The following is an 18,612-nucleotide window of genomic DNA, read 5'->3' as shown; positions in this document are numbered from 1 at the left end:
TGTTTCTTGGCGTGGTGTCAGCTGCACCCGCTCGTAGCGCCACAAGTATCGCACTTCTCGCAAGTCCCGTTCCGCACCATCGTAAAGTTCTGGCACTCGGAGCAGGAATTGCCGGTGTAGCCTTGCAGCAGCGACTTGGCGCGGCGGTCGGCGGCGAGTTTCTTTGCCTCGGCCGCTTCATTGGCTGCAGCGTCGGTGAACAGCGCCGCGGTGGCGTCGGTGGAAGCCGCGTCCTCCTCGAAGGCGATGTCCTCGGCCAATTCCTTGGCTCGCTCCTCATAGTCGCGCTTGTAGGCGACCGCCTCGTCGCTGGCCGGCTTCAGCGCCAGCACGTTGGAGCCGGAGAAGGCGGTGGGTGCCGAGCGGGCAGGGGTGCCGGCGCCGGCAAAGCCCTTCGGCTCGCTGCCGGTCACTCGCGACACCAGCTTCACCGGCGAGGCGCCACGGGTCAGGCCCTTGGAGACCGCATCCGTCTTGCCTTCGCTGATGCCGCGTCCCAGTGCCGTGTTGGAAAAGTCCGACTGGTCGACATGGGCGAGGTCGTTGCGGCCGAGATAGGAGATGGCGAGCTCGCGGAACACGTAGTCGAGGATCGACGTCGCGCTCTTGATAGCGTCGTTGCCCTGCACCATGCCGGCCGGCTCGAACTTGGTGAAGGTGAAGGCGTGGACATATTCGTCGAGCGGCACGCCATACTGCAGGCCAAGCGAGATGGCGATGGCGAAGTTGTTGAGCAGGCCGCGCAGCGTGGCGCCTTCCTTGTTCATGTCGATGAAGATCTCGCCGAGGCGGCCATCGTCATATTCGCCGGTGCGCAGGAAGATGGTGTTGCCACCGATCTTTGCCTTCTGGGTGTAGCCCTTGCGGCGTCCCGGCAGCTTTTCCTGCTCGCGCGACACGCGCTCGATGATGCGCTCGACGATCCGCTCGGTGATCTGCGCCGCGCGCGCTGCCGCAGGTGCTGCGATCAGCTGCTCGACTGCATCGTCCTCGTCGTCCTCGCCATCGGCGAGCAGCGAGGAGTTCAGCGGCTGCGACAGTTTTGAGCCGTCGCGGTAGAGCGCATTGGCCTTCAGCGCCAGCTTCCACGACAGCATGTAGGCGCCCTTGGCGTCTTCCACCGTCGCATCGTTGGGCATGTTGATGGTCTTGGAAATGGCGCCCGAGATGAAGGGCTGTGCCGCCGCCATCATCTGGATGTGGCTGTTGATCGACAGCGAACGCTTGCCGATCTTGCCGCACGGGCTGGCGCAATCGAACACGGCGAGGTGCTCGGCCTTCAGGAACGGCGCGCCTTCCAGCGTCATCGCACCGCAGACATGGATGTTGGCGGCCTCGATGTCCTTCTTGGAGAAGCCCAGCGCCGGCAGCATCTCGAACGAGAAGTCGTTGAGCTGCTCGTCGGTGAAGCCAAACGTCTCCTTCACCCAGTCGGCGCCGAGCGTCCACTGGTTGAAGACGAACTTGATGTCGAAGGCCGACTTCAGCGCCGCATTGAGTGCCGCGATCTTGTCGTCGGTGAAGCCCTTCGCCTTGAGCGAGCCGGGGTTGACCGCCGGCGCCTGGTTCATGTTGCCGTGACCGACCGCATAGGCCTCGATCTCGGCGATCTGGCTTTCGGAGTAACCCAGCGTGCGCAGCGCTTCCGGCACGGCGCGGTTGATGATCTTGAAGTAGCCGCCGCCGGCGAGCTTCTTGAACTTCACCAGCGCGAAGTCGGGTTCGATGCCGGTGGTGTCGCAATCCATGACGAGGCCGATCGTGCCGGTCGGCGCGATCACGGTCGCCTGCGCATTGCGGTAGCCATGCTCCTCGCCGAGTTCGATGGCGCGGTCCCAGGCGGCCTTGGCGTGTGTGGCCAGATCCTGCTGCTTCAGGTCAGAGGCGACCAGCGGCACCGGATTGACGGCCAGCTTCTCGTAGCCGCCCTTTTCGCCGTAAGCGGCGCGGCGGTGGTTGCGCATAACACGCAGCATGTTCTGCGCATTGCGGTCGTAATCGGCGAAGGCGCCGAGTTCACCGGCCATCTCGGCCGAGGTGGCATAGGCGACGCCGGTCATGATCGCGGTGAGTGCTGCGCAGATGGCGCGGCCCTCGTCGGAGTCGTAGGGAATGCCAGACGTCATCAAGAGGCCGCCAATGTTGGCATAGCCGAGGCCGAGCGTGCGGTATTCGTAGGACTGCTTGGCGATCTCCTTCGACGGGAACTGCGCCATCATCACCGAGATTTCGAGAACGACGGTCCACAGCCGCACCGTGTGCTCATAGGCAGCGATGTCGATCGTGCCGTCGGCATTGCGGTAGGGCAAAAGGTTGATCGAGGCCAGGTTACAGGCGGTGTCGTCGAGGAACATGTATTCGGAGCACGGGTTGGAGGCCCGGATCGCACCGGCCGAGGCGCAGGTGTGCCAGTCGTTCATCGTCGTGTTGAAATGCAGGCCGGGATCTGCCGAAGCCCAGGCGGCGTAGCCGATCTTTTCCCACAGGTCCCTGGCCTTCAGCGTCTTCAGCACCTTGCCGTCCTTGCGGGCGGTCAGGTGCCAGTCGGCATCGTCCTCGACGGCGCGCAGGAAATTGTCCTTCAGCGACACAGAATTGTTGGAGTTCTGGCCGGAGACGGTGAGGTAGGCGTCGGAATCCCAGTCGGTGTCGTAGGTCTTGAACGACATCGAGGTGTAGCCCTGCTTGGCGAACTGGATGACCCGGTAGATGTAGTTCTCCGGCACGGCCGACTTCTTGGCCGCCTTGATCTCGCGCTTCAGCGCCGTGTTGAGCGCCGGGTCGAAGCAATCGTCGGCATTGCCTTCGCAATTGATGCAGGCCTTCATGATCGCTTCGAGATGCTTCTTGACGATCTTGGAGCCGGTGACCAGCGAGGCGACCTTCTGCTCTTCATTGACCTTCCAGTCGATGAATTCCTCGATATCGGGGTGGTCGGCGTCGACAATGACCATTTTGGCCGCGCGGCGCGTCGTGCCGCCCGACTTGATGGCGCCCGCCGCGCGGTCGCCGATCTTCAGGAAGCTCATCAGGCCGGACGAGCGGCCGCCGCCCGACAGCTTTTCGCCTTCGCCGCGCAGCAGCGAGAAGTTGGAGCCGGTGCCCGAGCCATATTTGAACAGGCGGGCCTCACGCACCCACAGGTCCATGATGCCGCCTTCGTTGACGAGATCGTCCTGCACGCCCTGGATGAAGCAGGCATGCGGCTGCGGATGCTCGTAGGAGGACTTCGACTTGGTCAGCTTGCCGGTGAACGGGTCGACATAATAGTGCCCCTGGCTCGGACCATCGATGCCGTAAGCCCAGTGCAGGCCGGTGTTGAACCATTGCGGCGAATTCGGCGCCACGCGCTGCGTCGCCAGCATGTAGGCAAGCTCGTCGCGGAAGGTGAGGGCGTCTTCTTCCGACTTGAAGTAGCCGCCCTTGTAGCCCCAATAGGTCCAGGTGCCGGCCAGCCGGTCAAAAACCTGGCGGGCGTCGATTTCGGAACCGTAGCGCTCGGCTTCCGGCAGCTTGGCCAGCTCGGCCTCGTCGGCGACGGAGCGCCACAGGAAGGAGGGGACGTCGTTCTCCTCGACCTTCTTCAGGCGCGCAGGCACGCCGGCCTTGCGGAAATACTTCTGCGCCAGAATGTCGGCGGCAACCTGGGAGAATTGCGCCGGCACATCGATGTTATCGAGACGAAACACCACCGAGCCATCCGGATTCTTGATCTCCGAAAGCGCCTTGCGGAATTCGATCTCCGCATAGGCTGATTGTCCTGGCTTGGTAAAGCGACGCTCGATGCGCATTGGTCCGGTCCCTTTTGTCTATATATAGCGCTTTTCCCCAGGGATTTCTGCCCCACAAGCCGAAAAACGCAGTCCGCCATTTGCCGGCATTGCGAGCAGCGCCGGCACTCTCCTTTTCGCAAGTGCCGGCATGCAGACAGCAATACGCCTTCCCCAGCGTTTGCCCGGGCTGCAGACCGACCCTTGCGGGTCCCTCAACTGAAACTTTGATCGATTCCCTCGTTCGAGGGAGGTTCACATTATCTAGCGTCGAGACTGCCTGCAAACACTAAATATAGTGTTAACAGATGATTTTTTCCAGTCCGACAATTCTCCCTTTCGCCACCCAAGCCCCCACGATCCCAACGCTTCCGCCAGCCTCGTAAACAGGCGGAAATCTGGGCAAAAACGCACAAAATCCGGGAAAAAAGACCGGGCTCTGAACTCTCCGGTCGCGCCCTCAACAAGAGCACATGGCACATAAAAGGCGACTCGGTTTGCGTCGTCAAGGATTCGTTTGCGTAGCTTTTGTGACCCCAACATCTTGTGTGTCACATATGTGGATAACGGGGACAGAAAACCGCCTAGGCAGAATTCGCTTGGATCCGATCTCGATCGTCGTGCCCGACCTGAAGCTCAGGCAGAAAGACCCCGATCTGACCGCTCTGGTCAGGCAAAGCGCCAGCCGCATCGAGACACGGCTCGGCTGGCGTCGCGGCGAGGGGTAAGTGCCGGCGTTACAAGCCTTTTCATTTTAGCTGGCGTGCATTATGTCTTGCGCGTCGCGCGGGGGCGCGTCTTGTCAATCCTAAGAGCATCCGTTACGCCCCGCCCATGACAGTTACCGTCCGTTTTGCCCCCTCACCAACCGGCCGCATTCATATCGGCAATGCCCGCACCGCCTTGTTCAACTGGCTGTTTGCCATGAACAACAAGGGCCGTTTCATCCAGCGCTTCGACGACACCGACATTGCCCGCTCGAAGCAGGAATTTTCCGACGCCATCCTCTACGACCTGCACTGGCTGGGGATTTTCCCCGACGCCACCGAATACCAGTCGCGGCGCTTCGAGGCTTATGATGCGGTGGTGGAACGGCTGCAGGCGACCGGCGTGTTCTATCCCTGCTACGAAACCCCTGAGGAGCTCGACCTGCGCCGCAAGGTGCGCCGCACACGCGGCCTGCCGCCGGTCTATGGCCGCGAGGCGTTGACGCTGTCGCAGGAGCAGATCGCCGAGTACCGGTCGGACGGCCGCCGGCCGCACTGGCGCTTCCTGCTGCCCAACTTCACCAGCGACCCGCTGCAACCGGAACGCACCGAAGTGCATTGGAACGATCTCGTGCGTGGCGAGGAGACCGTCGATCTGGCCTCGCTGTCCGATCCGGTGCTGCGGCGCGAGGACGGCACCTATCTCTACACGCTGCCTTCGGTGGTCGACGACATCGACATGGGGGTCAGCCACGTCATCCGCGGCGACGACCACGTCACCAACACCGGTGTGCAGATCGCGCTGTTCAAGGCGCTGGGTGCAGAGCCGCCGGTCTTCGGCCACCACAATCTGTTGACCACGGCTTCGGGCGAGGGGCTGTCAAAGCGCACTGGCGCTCTGTCGATCGAGAGCCTGCGCGAGGACGGCATCGAACCGATGGCGGTGGCATCGCTGGCCGTGCTTGTCGGAACCTCGGAAAATGTCGTGGCGATGCATGACATGCCGGCGCTCGCCGAGCGCTTCGATCCCGCCGCAACGTCGAAATCGGCCGCAAAATTCGACCCGGACGAGCTGTTCGTGCTCAACCGCGCGCTCATGCACCACATGCCGTTTTCCGAAGCGCAGGACCGGCTGATGGTGCTCGGCATCTCCGGCGACAAGGCCGAACCTTTCTGGTTGGCGGTGCGCGGCAATATCGACCGGCTGAGCGATGCGGTCGGCTGGTGGCGTATCCTTGCCGACGGACCGCAGCCCGCGCCGGAGTTTTCCGACGAGGATCGCGACTTCCTGCAGCAGGCCTTCGACCTGTTGCCGGAAGAGCCATGGACCGGCACTGTCTGGAAGGACTGGACGGCCAGGATCAGGGAGGCAAGTGGCCGCAAGGGCAAGGCGCTGTTCATGCCGCTGAGGCTAGCGCTTACCGGACTTGCTTCCGGGCCGGAGCTTGCAGATCTATTGCCGCTGCTGGGTCGGGAAGGAACGCTGGCCCGACGACCCTGACCTTGCGCTGGTCCGGCGGGATCAGCGATACCGGCGACACCACCGGTTTGACGGCAAGGCGCTTGATGGCGTCCCGGTCGAGCCCGCCTTGCATGTTGGCCAGCGTCTCCGGATCCGCGCCCGGATCGGGCTTTGCCGCCGGCAGCGGAATGAAGGGCGTCGTCTCAACATCAGGCTGAGATTGCTCGGGCGGTGGCGGGTTGCCGCCGATGATCTCGAAATTTCCAGCCTGCGCATTGCAGCCGCAGGTCGGCGGCCGCGACATGTTGGGCTGTTTGTAGAGATAGGCCGTCGGCAATTCGCTGTAGGGCCTGCCGGTTACCGACGAGGTCATGTTGGCCGAATCGTCATCCATGCCGCTTGAATAGAACACCTGCATCTCGGTGCCGGGGCAGCTCGATTCGCAGTTCTTCTGGTCGCGCTCGAAATCGCCGAGCGAGGCCGAATTCGACATCGGGAAGAAATAGCCGTCGCAGGTGCGCACGCAACTCGTATGGAACTCGCCGCCGACCGCCGGGAAATCCGGAACGCCGGGCTGGTTGAGCACGCGGCGCACATTGCGCTCCTCGCCGGGATCGTCGGGATCGTCGAGCGTGTCGACCTGCCTGTTGCCGCCGAAAAGCTGGTCGAACAGGTTGCCGTCGTCCGGTTCGCGGCTGGCTTCCTGCACCGGTTCCTGCCGGCGCGGCGCAACCGGCTCGTCGCGACAGCCATTGGCGTCGAGCGCGGCCAGGATGCGGCCGCGGTCGCGCCGCGAGCCGCCGCCGGCAAGCTGGGCACGTTTGGCTTGCAGCGCGTCGAGATTGGCGTTCATGCGATCGATGCTGCTGTTCAGCGCAGCACATTGGCTGACGTTGCGCGAAAACAGCGAAAACCCGCAATTCGCATCGCTCGCACGACCGCGCACCTTTGATAGCTGTTCGAGCTGGCGGGCGATGGCGTTGTCGTATTTCCGCACCATGCCGGAATTGCCGCCGCCATTGGATGAAGAAGCAAGCTCGGCTTCCAGCTGCCGGCAGACCCGCGAAGCGGCTTGCGGCTCGGTGATGGCGACGGCCGAAAGCACAAGCGCGCCAAGCAGCGCAGCTAGGTGCATCAGCTTCCACCGTCCGCCTGTCATTGTCCGAACCCCGCTTGCCTGCCCTGTCGCGATGCTACCGGATTCGCGGTTAACCGTTCCCTCAATCTACAACCAAAGATGGTCTTAGCCCATAGACGAGGTGCACGAGGCGTTGGGATAAGGTGGCAACTGGGCGATCTCCGTCGCTGCATGAAAAAGGCGCAATCGGCCGGAAAATAGGCTTCGATGAAGCGCTGCCCCCGGGGACTGGCATGACCACGATTAGCCGTCGAACTGCCCTGCAGTTCGGTGTGTTGTGCTTGGCGGCTCCCGCCCTCGCGCAGGAGGCATTGGCCGCGCCGGACTGGCGTAGCACATTGGTCGAAGCCGCGCGCGAGCAGATCGGCGTGACCACCTTCTACGATCCGACCTATGTCCGTCTCGACTATCCCGGCGGCGATGTCGCGCCGGATCGGGGCGTATGCACCGACGTCATCGTGCGCGCCTATCGCCGCGCCTTTCGGCTCGATCTGCAGAAGCTGGTGCATGAGGATATGGCAGCCAATTTCGCCGCCTATCCGAAGATTTGGGGCCTGAAAGCGACCGACCGCAACATCGATCACCGCCGGGTCGGCAACCTAGCCACCTTTTTCGCGCGCAACGGCGTTTCCTTGCCCGCCAGTGAGCACCTTGCCGACTTTCAACCGGGCGATCTCGTCACCCAGATGCTGCCAGGCAACCTGCCGCACATCGTCATCGTCTCATCCGACCGTTCGGCGGACGTGCCGGAAAGGCCGCTGGTCATCCACAATATCGGGGCGGGCGCCCGGCAGGAGGACACGCTGTTCGCCTTCCGGCAGACCGGGCATTACCGCTTTGCGCCTGCCTAAGGGGCTCAGCCGAAATCAACTACCGCCTGCGCCTTGTGCGCCGCCTCCACCACCGCCAGCGCCGTCATGTTGACGACGCCGCGCGAGGTCACCGACGGCGTCAGAATATGCGCCGGCTTGTCGGTGCCGAGCAGGATCGGTCCGACGTGCAGCGCATCCATCATCGTTCGCAGCGCGCTGAGCGTGATGTTGGCGGAGTCGAGGTTGGGGAACACCAGCAGATTGGCTTCGCCCTTCAGCCGCGAATGCGGATAGACGCGCTGGCGCAGATGCTCCGACAGAGCGGTATCGGCATGCATTTCGCCGTCGCACTGCAGGTCGGGCGCAACGCGCGCCAGGATCGCCGCCGCCTGGCGCATTTTCAGGGCGCTGGGTGAATCGCGCGAGCCGAAATCCGAATGCGACAAAAGGGCTGCCTTCGGTTCGATGCCGAAGCGCTGGATTTCCTCCGCCGCCAGAATGGTCATTTCGGCGATCTCTTCGGCTGTCGGATCGACCGAGACATGGGTGTCGGTGAGGAAGATGATGCCGCGCTGCGAGATCAGCATCGACAGCGTCGACAGGTCGCGGTCCTTGACGCCGGGGCGAGCGCCTATGACCAGCGTCACATTGCGCAGATGCCGCTCGAAACGGCCTTCGAGGCCGCAGACCATGGCGTCGGCGTCGCCGCGCTTCAGCGCCAGCGCCGCGATCACCGTATTGTCGGTGCGCACCATGGTGCGCGCCGCCTCCGTCGTCACGCCGCGCCGGCCAGCGAGCTCGATCAAAAGGTCGACATAGTGGCGGTAGCGCGGATCGTCTTCCGGGTTGATCAGACCGAAATCGACGCCCGGCTTGATGCGCAGGCCATAGCGCTTCAGCCTGACCTCGATGACATGCGGGCGGCCGATCAGGATCGGTTCGGCGATGCCTTCCTCCAGCACCACCTGGGCTGCACGCAGCACGCGCTCGTCCTCGCCATCGGCATAGATGACGCGCTTGGCGGTCGACGCCTTGGCTGACGAAAACACCGGCTTCATCACCAGGCCAGAGCGGAAGACGAAGCGGTTGAGCTGGTCGATATAGGCGGCGAAGTCGGTGATCGGCCGGGTCGCGACACCGGTGTCGCAGGCAGCCTTTGCCACCGCCGGTGCGATGCGCAGGATAAGGCGCGGGTCGAAGGGCGAGGGGATCAGGAAATCCGGCCCGAAAATCGGCGTCTCGCCGGAATAGGCGCGCGCGGCGACGTCAGACGGTTCCTCGCGGGCAAGGGCGGCGATCGCTCTGACCGCGGCCATCTTCATCTCCTCGTTGATGGCGCTGGCGCCGCAATCCAGCGCGCCGCGGAAGATGTAAGGAAAGCAGAGCACGTTGTTGACTTGATTGGGAAAATCGGAACGGCCGGTGCAGATCATCGCGTCCGGTCGTGCCGCCCGCGCCGCCTCCGGCATGATCTCGGGATTGGGGTTGGCCAGCGCCAGGATCAGCGGCTTCGGCGCCATATGTGCAAGCAGTTCCGGCTTCAGCACGCCGGCGGCCGACAGGCCAAGGAAGACGTCAGCGCCCGGGATCACGTCCGCCAGCGTGCGCGCCTCGGTATCCTTCACATAGGGGTCTTTCCAGCGGTCCATCTCGTCAGTGCGGCCCTTGTAGGCGACGCCGAAACGGTCGGTGACCCAGATGTTTTCGACCTTGGCGCCGAGCGAGACCAGAAGGTTGAGGCAGGCGAGGGCGGCGGCACCCGCGCCGGAGGTGACGATCTTGATGTCCGAAATGGTCTTGCCGGCGAACTCCAGCCCGTTGAGCACAGCGGCGGCGACAATGATGGCGGTGCCATGCTGGTCGTCGTGGAACACCGGTATGCCCATGCGGGCCTTCAGTTGCGCCTCGACCTCGAAACATTCGGGCGCCTTGATGTCCTCGAGATTGATGCCGCCGAAGGTCGGCTCAAGCGCCGAGATCGTCTCGACCATGCGCTCGATGCCGGGCGCGTCGATCTCGATGTCGAAGACGTCGATGCCGGCAAACTTCTTGAACAGCACCGCCTTGCCTTCCATGACCGGCTTGGAGGCGAGCGGGCCGATATTGCCGAGGCCGAGCACGGCCGAGCCGTTGGAGACGACGCCGACCAGATTGGCGCGCGCCGTATAGTCGGCGGCGGTCGCCGGATTGTCGCGGATTTCAAGGCAGGGTGCGGCGACACCCGGTGAATAGGCCAGCGCCAGGTCGCGCTGGTTGCCGAGCGGCTTGGTTGCCTGGATTTCGAGCTTTCCCGGTCTTGGATGCTTGTGGAAGTAGAGGGCGGCTTCGTCGAGGTCCGAACGTGCCGTCTTCTTGTTCTCGCCTTCCATGCGGCCGCTCCCTCAAAACCTGCTTTGACGAGTCTTTTAGCATGCGGCCAAGGTTTGTCGCGACGCTAAATGACGCGTCGTCAGCATTCTGCTGCGGTGCATTGAAAGTCCTGTTGCATCAGATGCTTATGCCGATTTCATCGCGAACGACTCCTGCTGCTTCGCAGGCGCGTTGGTCAAAAGGCGCTGACGTAGAGGCCGCCATCGACCGGGATGTTCTGGCCGGTGAGATAGCCGGCATGGACCGAGCACAGGAAGGCGCAGATCTGGCCGAATTCCTCGGGCGTGCCAAGCCGTTTGGCCGGGACGTCGGCGCTGATGCGGGTCTTGCGCGCCGCGGCAGCAGTCGGGTCTTCAGTCGTGCCGGCCTCATGCGGGCCGCGCAGCCGGTCGGTGTCTAGCTTGCCCGGCAGCAGGCTGTTGATGGTGACGTTGCGGTCGATCACCGTGCGCGCCACGCCGGCCAGGAACGAGGTCAGGCCGGCGCGCGCGCCGGACGAAAGGTCGAGGCCGGGGATCGGCACGTAGACCGACAGCGAGGTGATGTTGACGATGCGGCCGAAGCCGCGCTTGGCCATGCCGTCGATGACGGCCTGCACCAGCTCGATCGGCGTCACCATGTTCTGCGTCACGCCTTCGAGGATCTTTGCGCGGTCGAGCTCGCGGAAATCGCGCAGCGGCGGACCGCCATTGTTGTTGACCAGAATGTCCGGGTCGGGGCACGCTGCCAGCAGCGCCTTCTGCACCTCGGCTTTCGAGACGTCGCCGACGATCTCGGTCACTTTGACGCCGTAGCGTTCGCGCAGTTCGGCGGCGGTTTTGGCCACCAGTTCGGCGTTGCGACCGTTGACCACGAGATCGCAACCGGCTTCGGCCAGCGCCATGGCGCAGCCACGGCCAAGCCCTTTGCTCGAAGCGCAGACAATGGCCTTCTTGCCCCTGATACCGAGATCCATGCCGATTTCTCCGTTGATTGGCGCGGCAGGCTAGTACTTTGGCTGGCCCAATCGCAACCGTCATACGGTTGTTGCATGAATCGGGGCATAGCCTGCGCGAAAGCAACGGTGACAATCTGATGTCCAGCACAGAAACCCGCACTTTCCGCAGCATGTTCATATCCGACCTGCATCTCGGATCGAAGGCGGCCAAGGCCGAGTTCTTGATCGATTTCCTGCGGTATCACGACGCCGATATCATCTATCTCGTCGGCGACATCGTCGACGGCTGGCGACTGCGGCGCAGCTGGCATTGGCCGCAAAGCCACAATGACGTTGTCCAGAAGCTGCTGCGCAAGGCGCGCAAGGGCACCTCGATCACCTACATCGCCGGCAATCACGACGAGTTCGCGCGCCAATTCCAGGGCGTGCATTTCGGCGGCATCGTCGTTGCCGACCGCGCCATCCACGAAACCGCCGACGGCCGGCGTCTGCTGGTCATCCATGGCGACCAGTTCGACACCGTCGTCCACAATCAGCGCTGGCTGGCCTATCTCGGCGACTACGCCTATGACGCCGCCATGATGGTGAACCGCGTGGTGACGAAGCTCCGCCATCTGCTCGGCCTTCCCTACTGGTCGTTCTCGTCCTGGGCCAAGGTCAAGGTCAAGAAGGCGGTCAACTTCATCGGCTCGTTCCAGACCGTGCTCTCGGAGGAGGCGCGCCGCTCGCATGTCGACGGTGTCATCTGCGGCCATATCCACCATGCCGCGATCGAGAATTACGGGGATGTGCAGTACATCAACACCGGCGACTGGGTGGAGAGCTGCACGGCTGTGGTCGAGCATTTCGACGGCCGGATGGAGATCATCAACTGGGCGAAAATCCTGCCCGAAGCGCCGGACGAGCCCTTCATCCCGATGCTGATCGACGACAGGGTCGTCGAAGCGGCGTGAACCCCGGTTAATCGGTTAGTCCAGCAGTTTCGGACCGCATTGCCTCATGTTAAGGGATCGATCTGCGTTGCAGCCCTTTGTGCAGCGTAATTGGATCGATTCATGTCGCTGCCGCCACTGTCTCCCGAACAACTCGTCAAGCCGCGCCATTTCGAACTGCGCATGAGCCTGATATTCGCGACACTCTTCGTGTCGCTGGGAACGCATCTGCCGTATTTCCCGCTCTGGCTGCAGGCCCAGGGTTTTCATGCCGAGCAGATCGCCATCATCTTGGCGGCGCCGATGTTTTTGCGCGTGGTGACAACGCCGCTGCTTACCGCGCTTGCCGACCGCGCGAAGGACAGGGCCGATGTCTATATCGCGCTGGTGGCCGCGACCATGGTGCTTTCCGCCGGCTATTTCCTTAAGCCGACCTACGCCATGGTGCTGGCCGTTTCGCTTGCGCTGACGGTGGTGTGGACGCCGCATTCGCCAATTGCCGATTCATTGGCGCTGTCGGGCGTGCGCCGCTTCGGCTCTAACTACACCGCCATGCGCAAATGGGGCTCGATCTCCTATCTCTGCGCCAATGCCGCGGGCGGTTTCATCCTGTACTGGACAAGTGTGCAGGCCGTGCCAGTGATCATTTTCGTCTCGCTTGCGGCCGCACTCGTCGCCGGGCTGCTGGCGCCCCGCCTTGGCCGCCCACGCCGGGCCTCGCCGCTGTCCGCCACCGACATCCAGCATTCGGCGCCCAGCCTTCTCAATCCGTACTTCCTCTATTTCACCCTCGGTGTCGGCATCATCACCGCCAGCCATGCCTTCCTCTACGGCTTTGTCTCCATCTACTGGAAGTCGATCGGCATCAGCGGCTCCGTCATCGGCTTGCTGTGGGCCTGGGGCGTCGTAGCCGAAGTCTGCATGTTTTTGTTTTTCAATCGTATTTTCGCCTCCGTATCGGTCGTCAAGGTGATGCTGATCGCCGGCATCGGCTCCATCGTGCGCTGGATCGCCTTTCCGCTGATCTGGCCGCTCGGGCTTGGCGTTATCGGCTTCTTCGGCGTCCAGACCTTGCATTCGGTGTCGGTGGCGATGGTGCTGATCGGCCTGCAGAAGATGATCGGCGAGACGGTTTCGGAAGAGCGCACGGGTGCTGCGCAAGGCATTGCCTATTTCTTCAACGGCTTCTTCATGGCCGCGGTGACGCTGGCATCCGGCCCGCTCTACGAGCGTTACGGCGTCGACGGCTTCCTGGCGATGATCCCGATCGCCATCATCGGCCTGGCGCTGATCGGGCTCGCCGCGCGCTCAGCCCCACAGCATCCTGTCAGGCGGTGAGACCAGCGATCCACGGTAGACGAGACCGGGTTGGCGGTCGCGGGCCAAAAGCAGCGGACCGTCGAGATCGACGAAGTCGGCGTCCTGCGCCAAGAGCACGGCCGGCGCCATCGCCAGTGACGTGCCGACCATGCAGCCGACCATCACACCAAACCCGAGTTCGCGGGCGCGGTCGCGAAGAGTGAGCGCAGCAGTCAGGCCGCCGGATTTGTCGAGCTTGATGTTGACGGCGTCATAGAGGCCGACAAGCGATTCAAGGTCCTTCGCTTCGTGCACGCTTTCATCGGCGCAGATCGGCACAGGATGCGCGATGTGGCGCAGGATGGCGTCATGGCCGGCGGCAAGCGGCTGTTCGATCAGGGCGATGCCGTGTTCGGCCGCGAAAGCGAGGTTCTCGACGATGTTGTCGTCGGTCCAGCCTTCATTGGCGTCGAGGATGATGCGGCTGTCTGGCGCCGCTTCGGTCACGGCGCGGATGCGCGCGATATCGTTGTCGCCGCCGATCTTGACCTTGAGCAGCGGCCGCCCGGCATTGGCGCGGGCTTGCGCGGCCATCACCTCCGGCTCGCCCAGCGACAGCGTGTAGGCCGTCTCGAGCGGGCTGGGCGCCACCAGACAGATATCGGCGGCAACCGGCTGGCCGCCGATCTTGGCCTCCAGGTCCCACAAAGCGCAATCAATGGCGTTGCGGGCCGCACCCGCCGACATCGCATCGAGCAGCCCGATGCGGCCGATGCCGGCTTCTATCTGCCGGCGCATCGCCTCGATGGCGTCGCGTACGCCCTCCATGGTCTCGCCATAGCGTTTGTAGGGAACGCATTCGCCCCGCCCGCGATCATCGCCATCCCTGATCGTGCAGGTGATGACTTCGGCTTCGGTCTTCGATCCGCGTGAGATGGTGAAGGTGCCGGCGATGGGAAAACGCTCGGCCTCAACCGAAATGACACGCGCCATATTTTTCTGCTCCGGCTATGCAACATCAGCCTGTCGGCAAATCGACAGGTTCGACCCGTCAGGCTAAACAGGACGCCATGTTGACCATCGGCAAACGCGACGCAAGCGGCAAGGCCGCCAAGGAGGCCGACCACCAGCCCCGCGTCGCGGTCGGCGAGGAGGGCGGCGTCCTCGGTTGCGCTTTCTCCGGAATTTGGACGACATCGACAGTGGCGCTGATCGACGCCGAGATGCGCAAGATCGAACAGCGCAAAGGCTTTCAGACGCTGGCGTTGGACCTTTCTCACATCGAGAAGATAGATACGGCCGGAGCTTGGCTGATCGACCGCCTGGTGAGCGTCTTCGAGAAGAAGGGCGTCGAGATCAAGATGCAGGGGCAAAGCGATGTCGCCTCGATCCTGCTCGGCGCCGTCGGCGAAGCCGTCCGGCGCGAGCACGAATCGCGTGGTGTCCGGCGCCCCAACATCATTCTCCGCGCGCTGGAGGCAGTTGGCCGCCGGGTCTATGAGATGCGGGACGATTTCCTCGCCTCGATGAACATCCTGGGCGCCACCATCGGCGGTGCGCAGATGAAGCTCGGGCGCGGCCATGCCATCAACCCGGCGGCGATCTTCAACCAGATCGATCGCATGGGCGTCGGCGCCATACCGGTGGTGGTGCTGATGTCGGCCATCGTCGGCGCCATCGTCGCCCAGCAGGGCGCCTACCAGCTCAACTATTTCGGCGCCAACATCTTCGTTGTCGACCTGGTCGGCGTGCTGATCCTGCGCGAGCTCGGCGTGCTGATGACGGCAATCATGATCGCCGGCCGCTCCGGCAGCGCCATCACCGCCGAGATCGGCTCGATGAAGATGCGCGAAGAGGTCGACGCGCTGAAGGTCATCGGTCTCAACCCGATCGGCGTGCTGGTGTTTCCGCGCCTGGTGGCACTGGTGATCGCGCTGCCCTGTCTCACCATCATCGCCAATTTCGCAGCGCTTGGCGGCGGCATCCTCGCGGCGTGGCTCTATTCCGGCATTGTGCCGTCCGCGTTCATCGACCGCCTGCGCGGCGCGATCGATATCAGCACCATATTCGCCGGCCTGATCAAGGCGCCGTTCATGGCCATGATCATCGGCATCATCGCTTCCGTCGAAGGCATGAAGGTCGGCGGCAGCGCCGAATCGCTGGGCCTGCACGTCACCGCCTCGGTGGTGAAGTCGATCTTCGTCGTCATCATCCTCGACGGCCTTTTCGCCATCTTCTACGCCTCGATCGAGTTCTGACATGATGCGTAAGACCTCAAAGGCGATCAAGGCTGCGCAAGGAACGGACGAGGGCGATATCGTGCTCTCCGTTCGCGACATCACGGTTTCCCTGGACGACAAGCTGATCCTCGACAAACTGGCGCTCGACATCAAGCGCGGCGAGATCCTCGGTTTCGTCGGCGCCTCGGGCGCCGGCAAATCGGTGCTGCTGCGCACCATTCTCGGCCTGCTGCACAAGCAGGCTGGCACGATCAAGCTGTTTGGTCTCGACCTCGACAAGGCCAGCGACATCGAGCGGTTGCGCATCGACATGCGGCTTGGTGTGCTTTTCCAGCATGGCGCGCTGTTTTCGGCGCTCACAGTGCAGGAAAACGTGCAGGTGCCGATGCGTGAATATCTCGATTTGCCGAAGAAGCTGATGGACGAGCTGGCCTTGCTCAAGATCGAACTGGTCGGCCTGCCGCCGGACGCGGCGCAAAAATTTCCCTCGGAGCTTTCGGGCGGCATGATCAAGCGCGCCGCCCTGGCGCGTGCGCTGGCGCTCGACCCCGACATCGTCTTCCTCGACGAGCCGACGTCCGGCCTTGACCCGATCAGCGCGTCCGAGTTCGACGAACTGGTCGTCAAGCTGCGCGATACGATGGACCTGACGGTCTACATGGTGACACACGATCTCGACACGCTGTTTACCGCTTGCGACCGGGTGGCGGTGCTCGGCAACAAGAAAATCCTGGTCGAAGGCACGATCGACGACATGCTGAAGAGCGAGGAGCCGTGGGTAAAATCCTATTTCCGCGGAAAACGCGCCCGGCAACTTGATCTTGCGGCGCGCGCATAGCGATAAGTGGGGCAATGGAAACCAGAGCCAACTACGTAATTGTCGGGATTTTTACCCTGGCTGCGATCCTCGCGGCCTTCGCGTTCGTCTACTGGACCGCCCAGATCGGCGATCGGGGCGAAACGGCCCAGTTGCGCGTGCGCATTCAGGGCTCAGCCTCAGGCCTTGGCCCCGGCAGCCTGGTGCTGTTCAACGGCGTCAAGGTCGGTGTGGTCAAGCGCGTCTATTTCGACCGCAATGACCCGAGTGCCGCCATTGCCACGACCGAGATAGACAAGACAACGCCGCTTACCAAATCGACGCAGGCCGATATCGGCATCGCCAGCCTTGCCGGCCAGGTCAACATCGAATTGAAGGGCGCCAATCCCAAGGAACCGAACCTGCTTGAAGAGGCGGAAAAGGAAGGCAGGACCGCCGAGATCGTCGCCAACCCTTCTGCCGTCAACAATCTCCTGCAGACCGCGCAGAACATCTTCACCCGCGCCGACAAGGTGCTTTCCGATCTCGAAGGCTTCACCAAGGATGTGCGTGGGCCGCTGACGCAGACGGTCAAGAACGCCCAGACATTTTCCGATGCGCTGGCCAAGAATGCCGACGGCATCGACAAGTTCCTGACCGCCGTCAGCGCGCTGTCGGACGAGTTGAAGGGTGTTTCCGGCAAGCTCGACGGCACGCTGAAGGCCGCCGAAGGCCTGCTCAATGCCGTCGACAAGGACAAGATCAAGAGCATCGTCGCCAATGTGGACACGGTGACGGGGAACCTCAAGGATACCTCGAAGCAGCTCGACGGCGTGATCAAGAACGTCGACACGGCGGTCGGCTCGGTCACTGATTTCGCCACGCGAACGCAAGGAACACTGGCCAAGGTCGACAATGTGCTTGACGGTATCGATCCGGCGCAAGTGCGCACCGCACTCGCCAACATCCAGAAGGCCAGCGAAAACGCCAACCAGGCCGCCGCCGACATCGCCAAGGTGACCGACAAGTTCGCCGACCGGGCCGACGATATCGACGAGACGATCAAGGACGCCAGACAGCTGGCACAGCGCCTCAACGATGCCTCGGTGCGAGTCGACGGCATCCTGAAAAGGGTCGACACGCTGCTTGGTTCGGGCCAAGCGGACGGCGTGATGGCCGATGCCAGGGACACGCTGAAATCGTTCAAGCAGGTCGCCGACACGCTGAATGCCCGGCTTGGCACCATCACCGACAATCTGGCGCGCTTCTCCGGCCAGGGCCTGTCGAATGTCGAAGCGCTGGTTCAGGACAGCCGGCGTTCGATCAGCCGCATCGAAGAGGCGGTGACCGATCTCAGCCGCAACCCGCAGCGCATCCTGACGGGTGGCGACGGCGAGGTTCGGCAATTCGATGGCAGGGCGCGGCGTTGACTTCCGTGCCCGCCCGCCGCAAGAAGTTGAACCGCGAATACGGGTTGGTCTTACGATCCGGGGACAACGGGGATCGCGCGTGACGTTCAGGTTGGGTGGGTATAAATCTGCTGTCGTGCTGGTTGCGCTGACGCTTGGCGGTTGCGCGGCATTGGGAGGCAAGCCGGCGCCGCTCGATACGTTCGAGCTGTCCGCCCCGTCGATCGACGCGCATGGCCACAGCCGCCGCCAGATCCTGATCGCCCAGCCATCCGCGCTCAAGGCGCTGGACAGCCAGAACATCGTCATCAAGCCGTCGGACCGCTCGATCCAGTATCTAAAGGGCGCGCAATGGGCCGACCGGCTGCCGCTGATTGTGCAGGCAAGGCTCGCCGAAACCTTCCAGCGCTCCGGCAGCTTTGCCGGCGTCGGCAAGCCGGGCGAGGGGCTGGCGATCGACTATCAGGTGATCGTCGAGATCCGCTCCTTCGAAGTCCGCGTCAATGGCGGCGAGCATGCCGAGGTCAACCTCTTCGTGCGCATCCTGAACGACCGCAACGGCGAGGTGCGCGCCTCAAAAAGCTTCACTGCATCCGCTCCCGTCTCGGGCAGCGGCAATGCGGCCTATGTCAGCGCGCTCGACAGCGCCTTCGGCGAGGCGGCGAAGGACATCGTGCGCTGGACGGATTCGGTGATCTGAATCGCCGAGCGGACGACGCATCGACTCAAGATCGTCGGTC

General features: G+C 63.2%; 14 protein-coding genes. 9 read left to right on the top strand and 5 right to left on the bottom strand.

All coding sequences use genetic code 11. From position 1 onward, the window contains the following. Window positions 1-17 precede the first annotated feature (17 nt). On the bottom strand, window positions 18-3,791 hold the full coding sequence (locus AC1DXM_RS08920; RefSeq protein ID WP_477232712.1) for a vitamin B12-dependent ribonucleotide reductase: 3,774 nt from the start codon (window positions 3,789-3,791) through the stop codon (window positions 18-20). A 578-nt stretch (window positions 3,792-4,369) separates the two neighbouring features. Between AC1DXM_RS08920 and AC1DXM_RS08915 the strand changes: the two genes are divergently transcribed. Beyond that, a complete protein-coding gene (locus AC1DXM_RS08915; protein ID WP_477232711.1) occupies window positions 4,370-4,498 on the top strand; it encodes a hypothetical protein in 129 nt (42 codons plus the stop codon). Window positions 4,499-4,604: 106 nt separating this feature from the next. Further along, complete coding sequence (gltX, locus tag AC1DXM_RS08910; RefSeq protein ID WP_477232710.1) at window positions 4,605-5,978, top strand: glutamate--tRNA ligase; 1,374 nt, start codon at window positions 4,605-4,607, stop codon at window positions 5,976-5,978. Here gltX and AC1DXM_RS08905 read toward each other — a convergent pair. Continuing rightward, complete coding sequence (locus tag AC1DXM_RS08905; RefSeq protein WP_477232709.1) at window positions 5,896-7,098, bottom strand: DUF2865 domain-containing protein; 1,203 nt, start codon at window positions 7,096-7,098, stop codon at window positions 5,896-5,898. The two genes, gltX and AC1DXM_RS08905, sit on opposite strands and share 83 nt — an antisense overlap. Window positions 7,099-7,310: 212 nt before the next feature. Here AC1DXM_RS08905 and AC1DXM_RS08900 point away from each other — a divergent pair, with 212 nt between their 5' ends. Continuing rightward, window positions 7,311-7,928 carry a DUF1287 domain-containing protein gene (locus tag AC1DXM_RS08900; protein WP_477232708.1) on the top strand — a complete coding sequence of 206 codons (618 nt, stop codon included), beginning with the start codon at window positions 7,311-7,313 and terminating at the stop codon, window positions 7,926-7,928. Between the two features lie 5 nt (window positions 7,929-7,933). Here the strand turns inward: AC1DXM_RS08900 and AC1DXM_RS08895 are convergent, their stop codons facing one another. Both AC1DXM_RS08895 and AC1DXM_RS08890 read right to left on the bottom strand, forming a co-directional pair. Then, window positions 7,934-10,258 (bottom strand): NADP-dependent malic enzyme, encoded by a 2,325-nt coding sequence (locus AC1DXM_RS08895; RefSeq protein ID WP_477232707.1) that lies wholly within the window; start codon window positions 10,256-10,258, stop codon window positions 7,934-7,936. Window positions 10,259-10,434: 176 nt separating this feature from the next. Next, on the bottom strand, window positions 10,435-11,214 hold the full coding sequence (locus tag AC1DXM_RS08890) for an SDR family oxidoreductase (RefSeq protein WP_477232706.1): 780 nt from the start codon (window positions 11,212-11,214) through the stop codon (window positions 10,435-10,437). A 119-nt stretch (window positions 11,215-11,333) separates the two neighbouring features. Between AC1DXM_RS08890 and AC1DXM_RS08885 the strand changes: the two genes are divergently transcribed. Beyond that, window positions 11,334-12,149 (top strand): UDP-2,3-diacylglucosamine diphosphatase, encoded by an 816-nt coding sequence (locus AC1DXM_RS08885; RefSeq protein ID WP_376740440.1) that lies wholly within the window; start codon window positions 11,334-11,336, stop codon window positions 12,147-12,149. A 102-nt stretch (window positions 12,150-12,251) separates the two neighbouring features. Continuing rightward, entirely contained in the window at window positions 12,252-13,466 is a 1,215-nt protein-coding gene (locus AC1DXM_RS08880; protein WP_203279326.1) for an MFS transporter, read from the top strand. Here AC1DXM_RS08880 and dgcA read toward each other — a convergent pair. Then, window positions 13,437-14,420 (bottom strand): N-acetyl-D-Glu racemase DgcA, encoded by a 984-nt coding sequence (gene dgcA / locus AC1DXM_RS08875; protein ID WP_477232705.1) that lies wholly within the window; start codon window positions 14,418-14,420, stop codon window positions 13,437-13,439. The genes AC1DXM_RS08880 and dgcA overlap by 30 nt on opposite strands. Before the next feature lie 77 nt (window positions 14,421-14,497). On the opposite strand from dgcA, the gene AC1DXM_RS08870 reads away from it, so the two are divergent. Genes AC1DXM_RS08870 through AC1DXM_RS08855 form a run of 4 tightly spaced genes read left to right on the top strand, consistent with a single transcriptional unit; the run spans window position 14,498 to window position 18,572 of the window. Beyond that, window positions 14,498-15,685: an MlaE family ABC transporter permease gene (locus AC1DXM_RS08870; RefSeq protein ID WP_477232704.1), complete on the top strand. Its 1,188-nt coding sequence runs from the start codon at window positions 14,498-14,500 to the stop codon at window positions 15,683-15,685. 4 nt (window positions 15,686-15,689) lie between these two features. Continuing rightward, window positions 15,690-16,505: an ABC transporter ATP-binding protein gene (locus AC1DXM_RS08865; protein WP_203279395.1), complete on the top strand. Its 816-nt coding sequence runs from the start codon at window positions 15,690-15,692 to the stop codon at window positions 16,503-16,505. A gap of 14 nt (window positions 16,506-16,519) precedes the next feature. Then, window positions 16,520-17,893: an MlaD family protein gene (locus AC1DXM_RS08860; protein ID WP_477232703.1), complete on the top strand. Its 1,374-nt coding sequence runs from the start codon at window positions 16,520-16,522 to the stop codon at window positions 17,891-17,893. A 37-nt stretch (window positions 17,894-17,930) separates the two neighbouring features. Further along, complete coding sequence (locus tag AC1DXM_RS08855) at window positions 17,931-18,572, top strand: ABC-type transport auxiliary lipoprotein family protein (protein WP_477232952.1); 642 nt, start codon at window positions 17,931-17,933, stop codon at window positions 18,570-18,572. Window positions 18,573-18,612 lie beyond the last annotated feature (40 nt).

The sequence above is a fragment of the Mesorhizobium sp. P3_A2 genome, assembly GCF_056403115.1.
This window is presented reverse-complemented; position numbering and strand designations above follow the sequence as displayed.

What these genes read in the sequence shown, in the direction of transcription:
- AC1DXM_RS08920 (WP_477232712.1), bottom strand. Translation starts at nt 3,791, where the DNA reads ATGCGCATCGAGCGTCGCTTTACCAAGCCAGGACAATCAGCCTATGCG.
- gltX (WP_477232710.1), top strand. Translation starts at nt 4,605, where the DNA reads ATGACAGTTACCGTCCGTTTTGCCCCCTCACCAACCGGCCGCATTCAT.
- AC1DXM_RS08905 (WP_477232709.1), bottom strand. Translation starts at nt 7,098, where the DNA reads ATGACAGGCGGACGGTGGAAGCTGATGCACCTAGCTGCGCTGCTTGGC.
- AC1DXM_RS08900 (WP_477232708.1), top strand. Translation starts at nt 7,311, where the DNA reads ATGACCACGATTAGCCGTCGAACTGCCCTGCAGTTCGGTGTGTTGTGC.
- AC1DXM_RS08895 (WP_477232707.1), bottom strand. Translation starts at nt 10,258, where the DNA reads ATGGAAGGCGAGAACAAGAAGACGGCACGTTCGGACCTCGACGAAGCC.
- AC1DXM_RS08890 (WP_477232706.1), bottom strand. Translation starts at nt 11,214, where the DNA reads ATGGATCTCGGTATCAGGGGCAAGAAGGCCATTGTCTGCGCTTCGAGC.
- AC1DXM_RS08885 (WP_376740440.1), top strand. Translation starts at nt 11,334, where the DNA reads ATGTCCAGCACAGAAACCCGCACTTTCCGCAGCATGTTCATATCCGAC.
- AC1DXM_RS08880 (WP_203279326.1), top strand. Translation starts at nt 12,252, where the DNA reads ATGTCGCTGCCGCCACTGTCTCCCGAACAACTCGTCAAGCCGCGCCAT.
- dgcA (WP_477232705.1), bottom strand. Translation starts at nt 14,420, where the DNA reads ATGGCGCGTGTCATTTCGGTTGAGGCCGAGCGTTTTCCCATCGCCGGC.
- AC1DXM_RS08870 (WP_477232704.1), top strand. Translation starts at nt 14,498, where the DNA reads ATGTTGACCATCGGCAAACGCGACGCAAGCGGCAAGGCCGCCAAGGAG.
- AC1DXM_RS08865 (WP_203279395.1), top strand. Translation starts at nt 15,690, where the DNA reads ATGCGTAAGACCTCAAAGGCGATCAAGGCTGCGCAAGGAACGGACGAG.
- AC1DXM_RS08860 (WP_477232703.1), top strand. Translation starts at nt 16,520, where the DNA reads ATGGAAACCAGAGCCAACTACGTAATTGTCGGGATTTTTACCCTGGCT.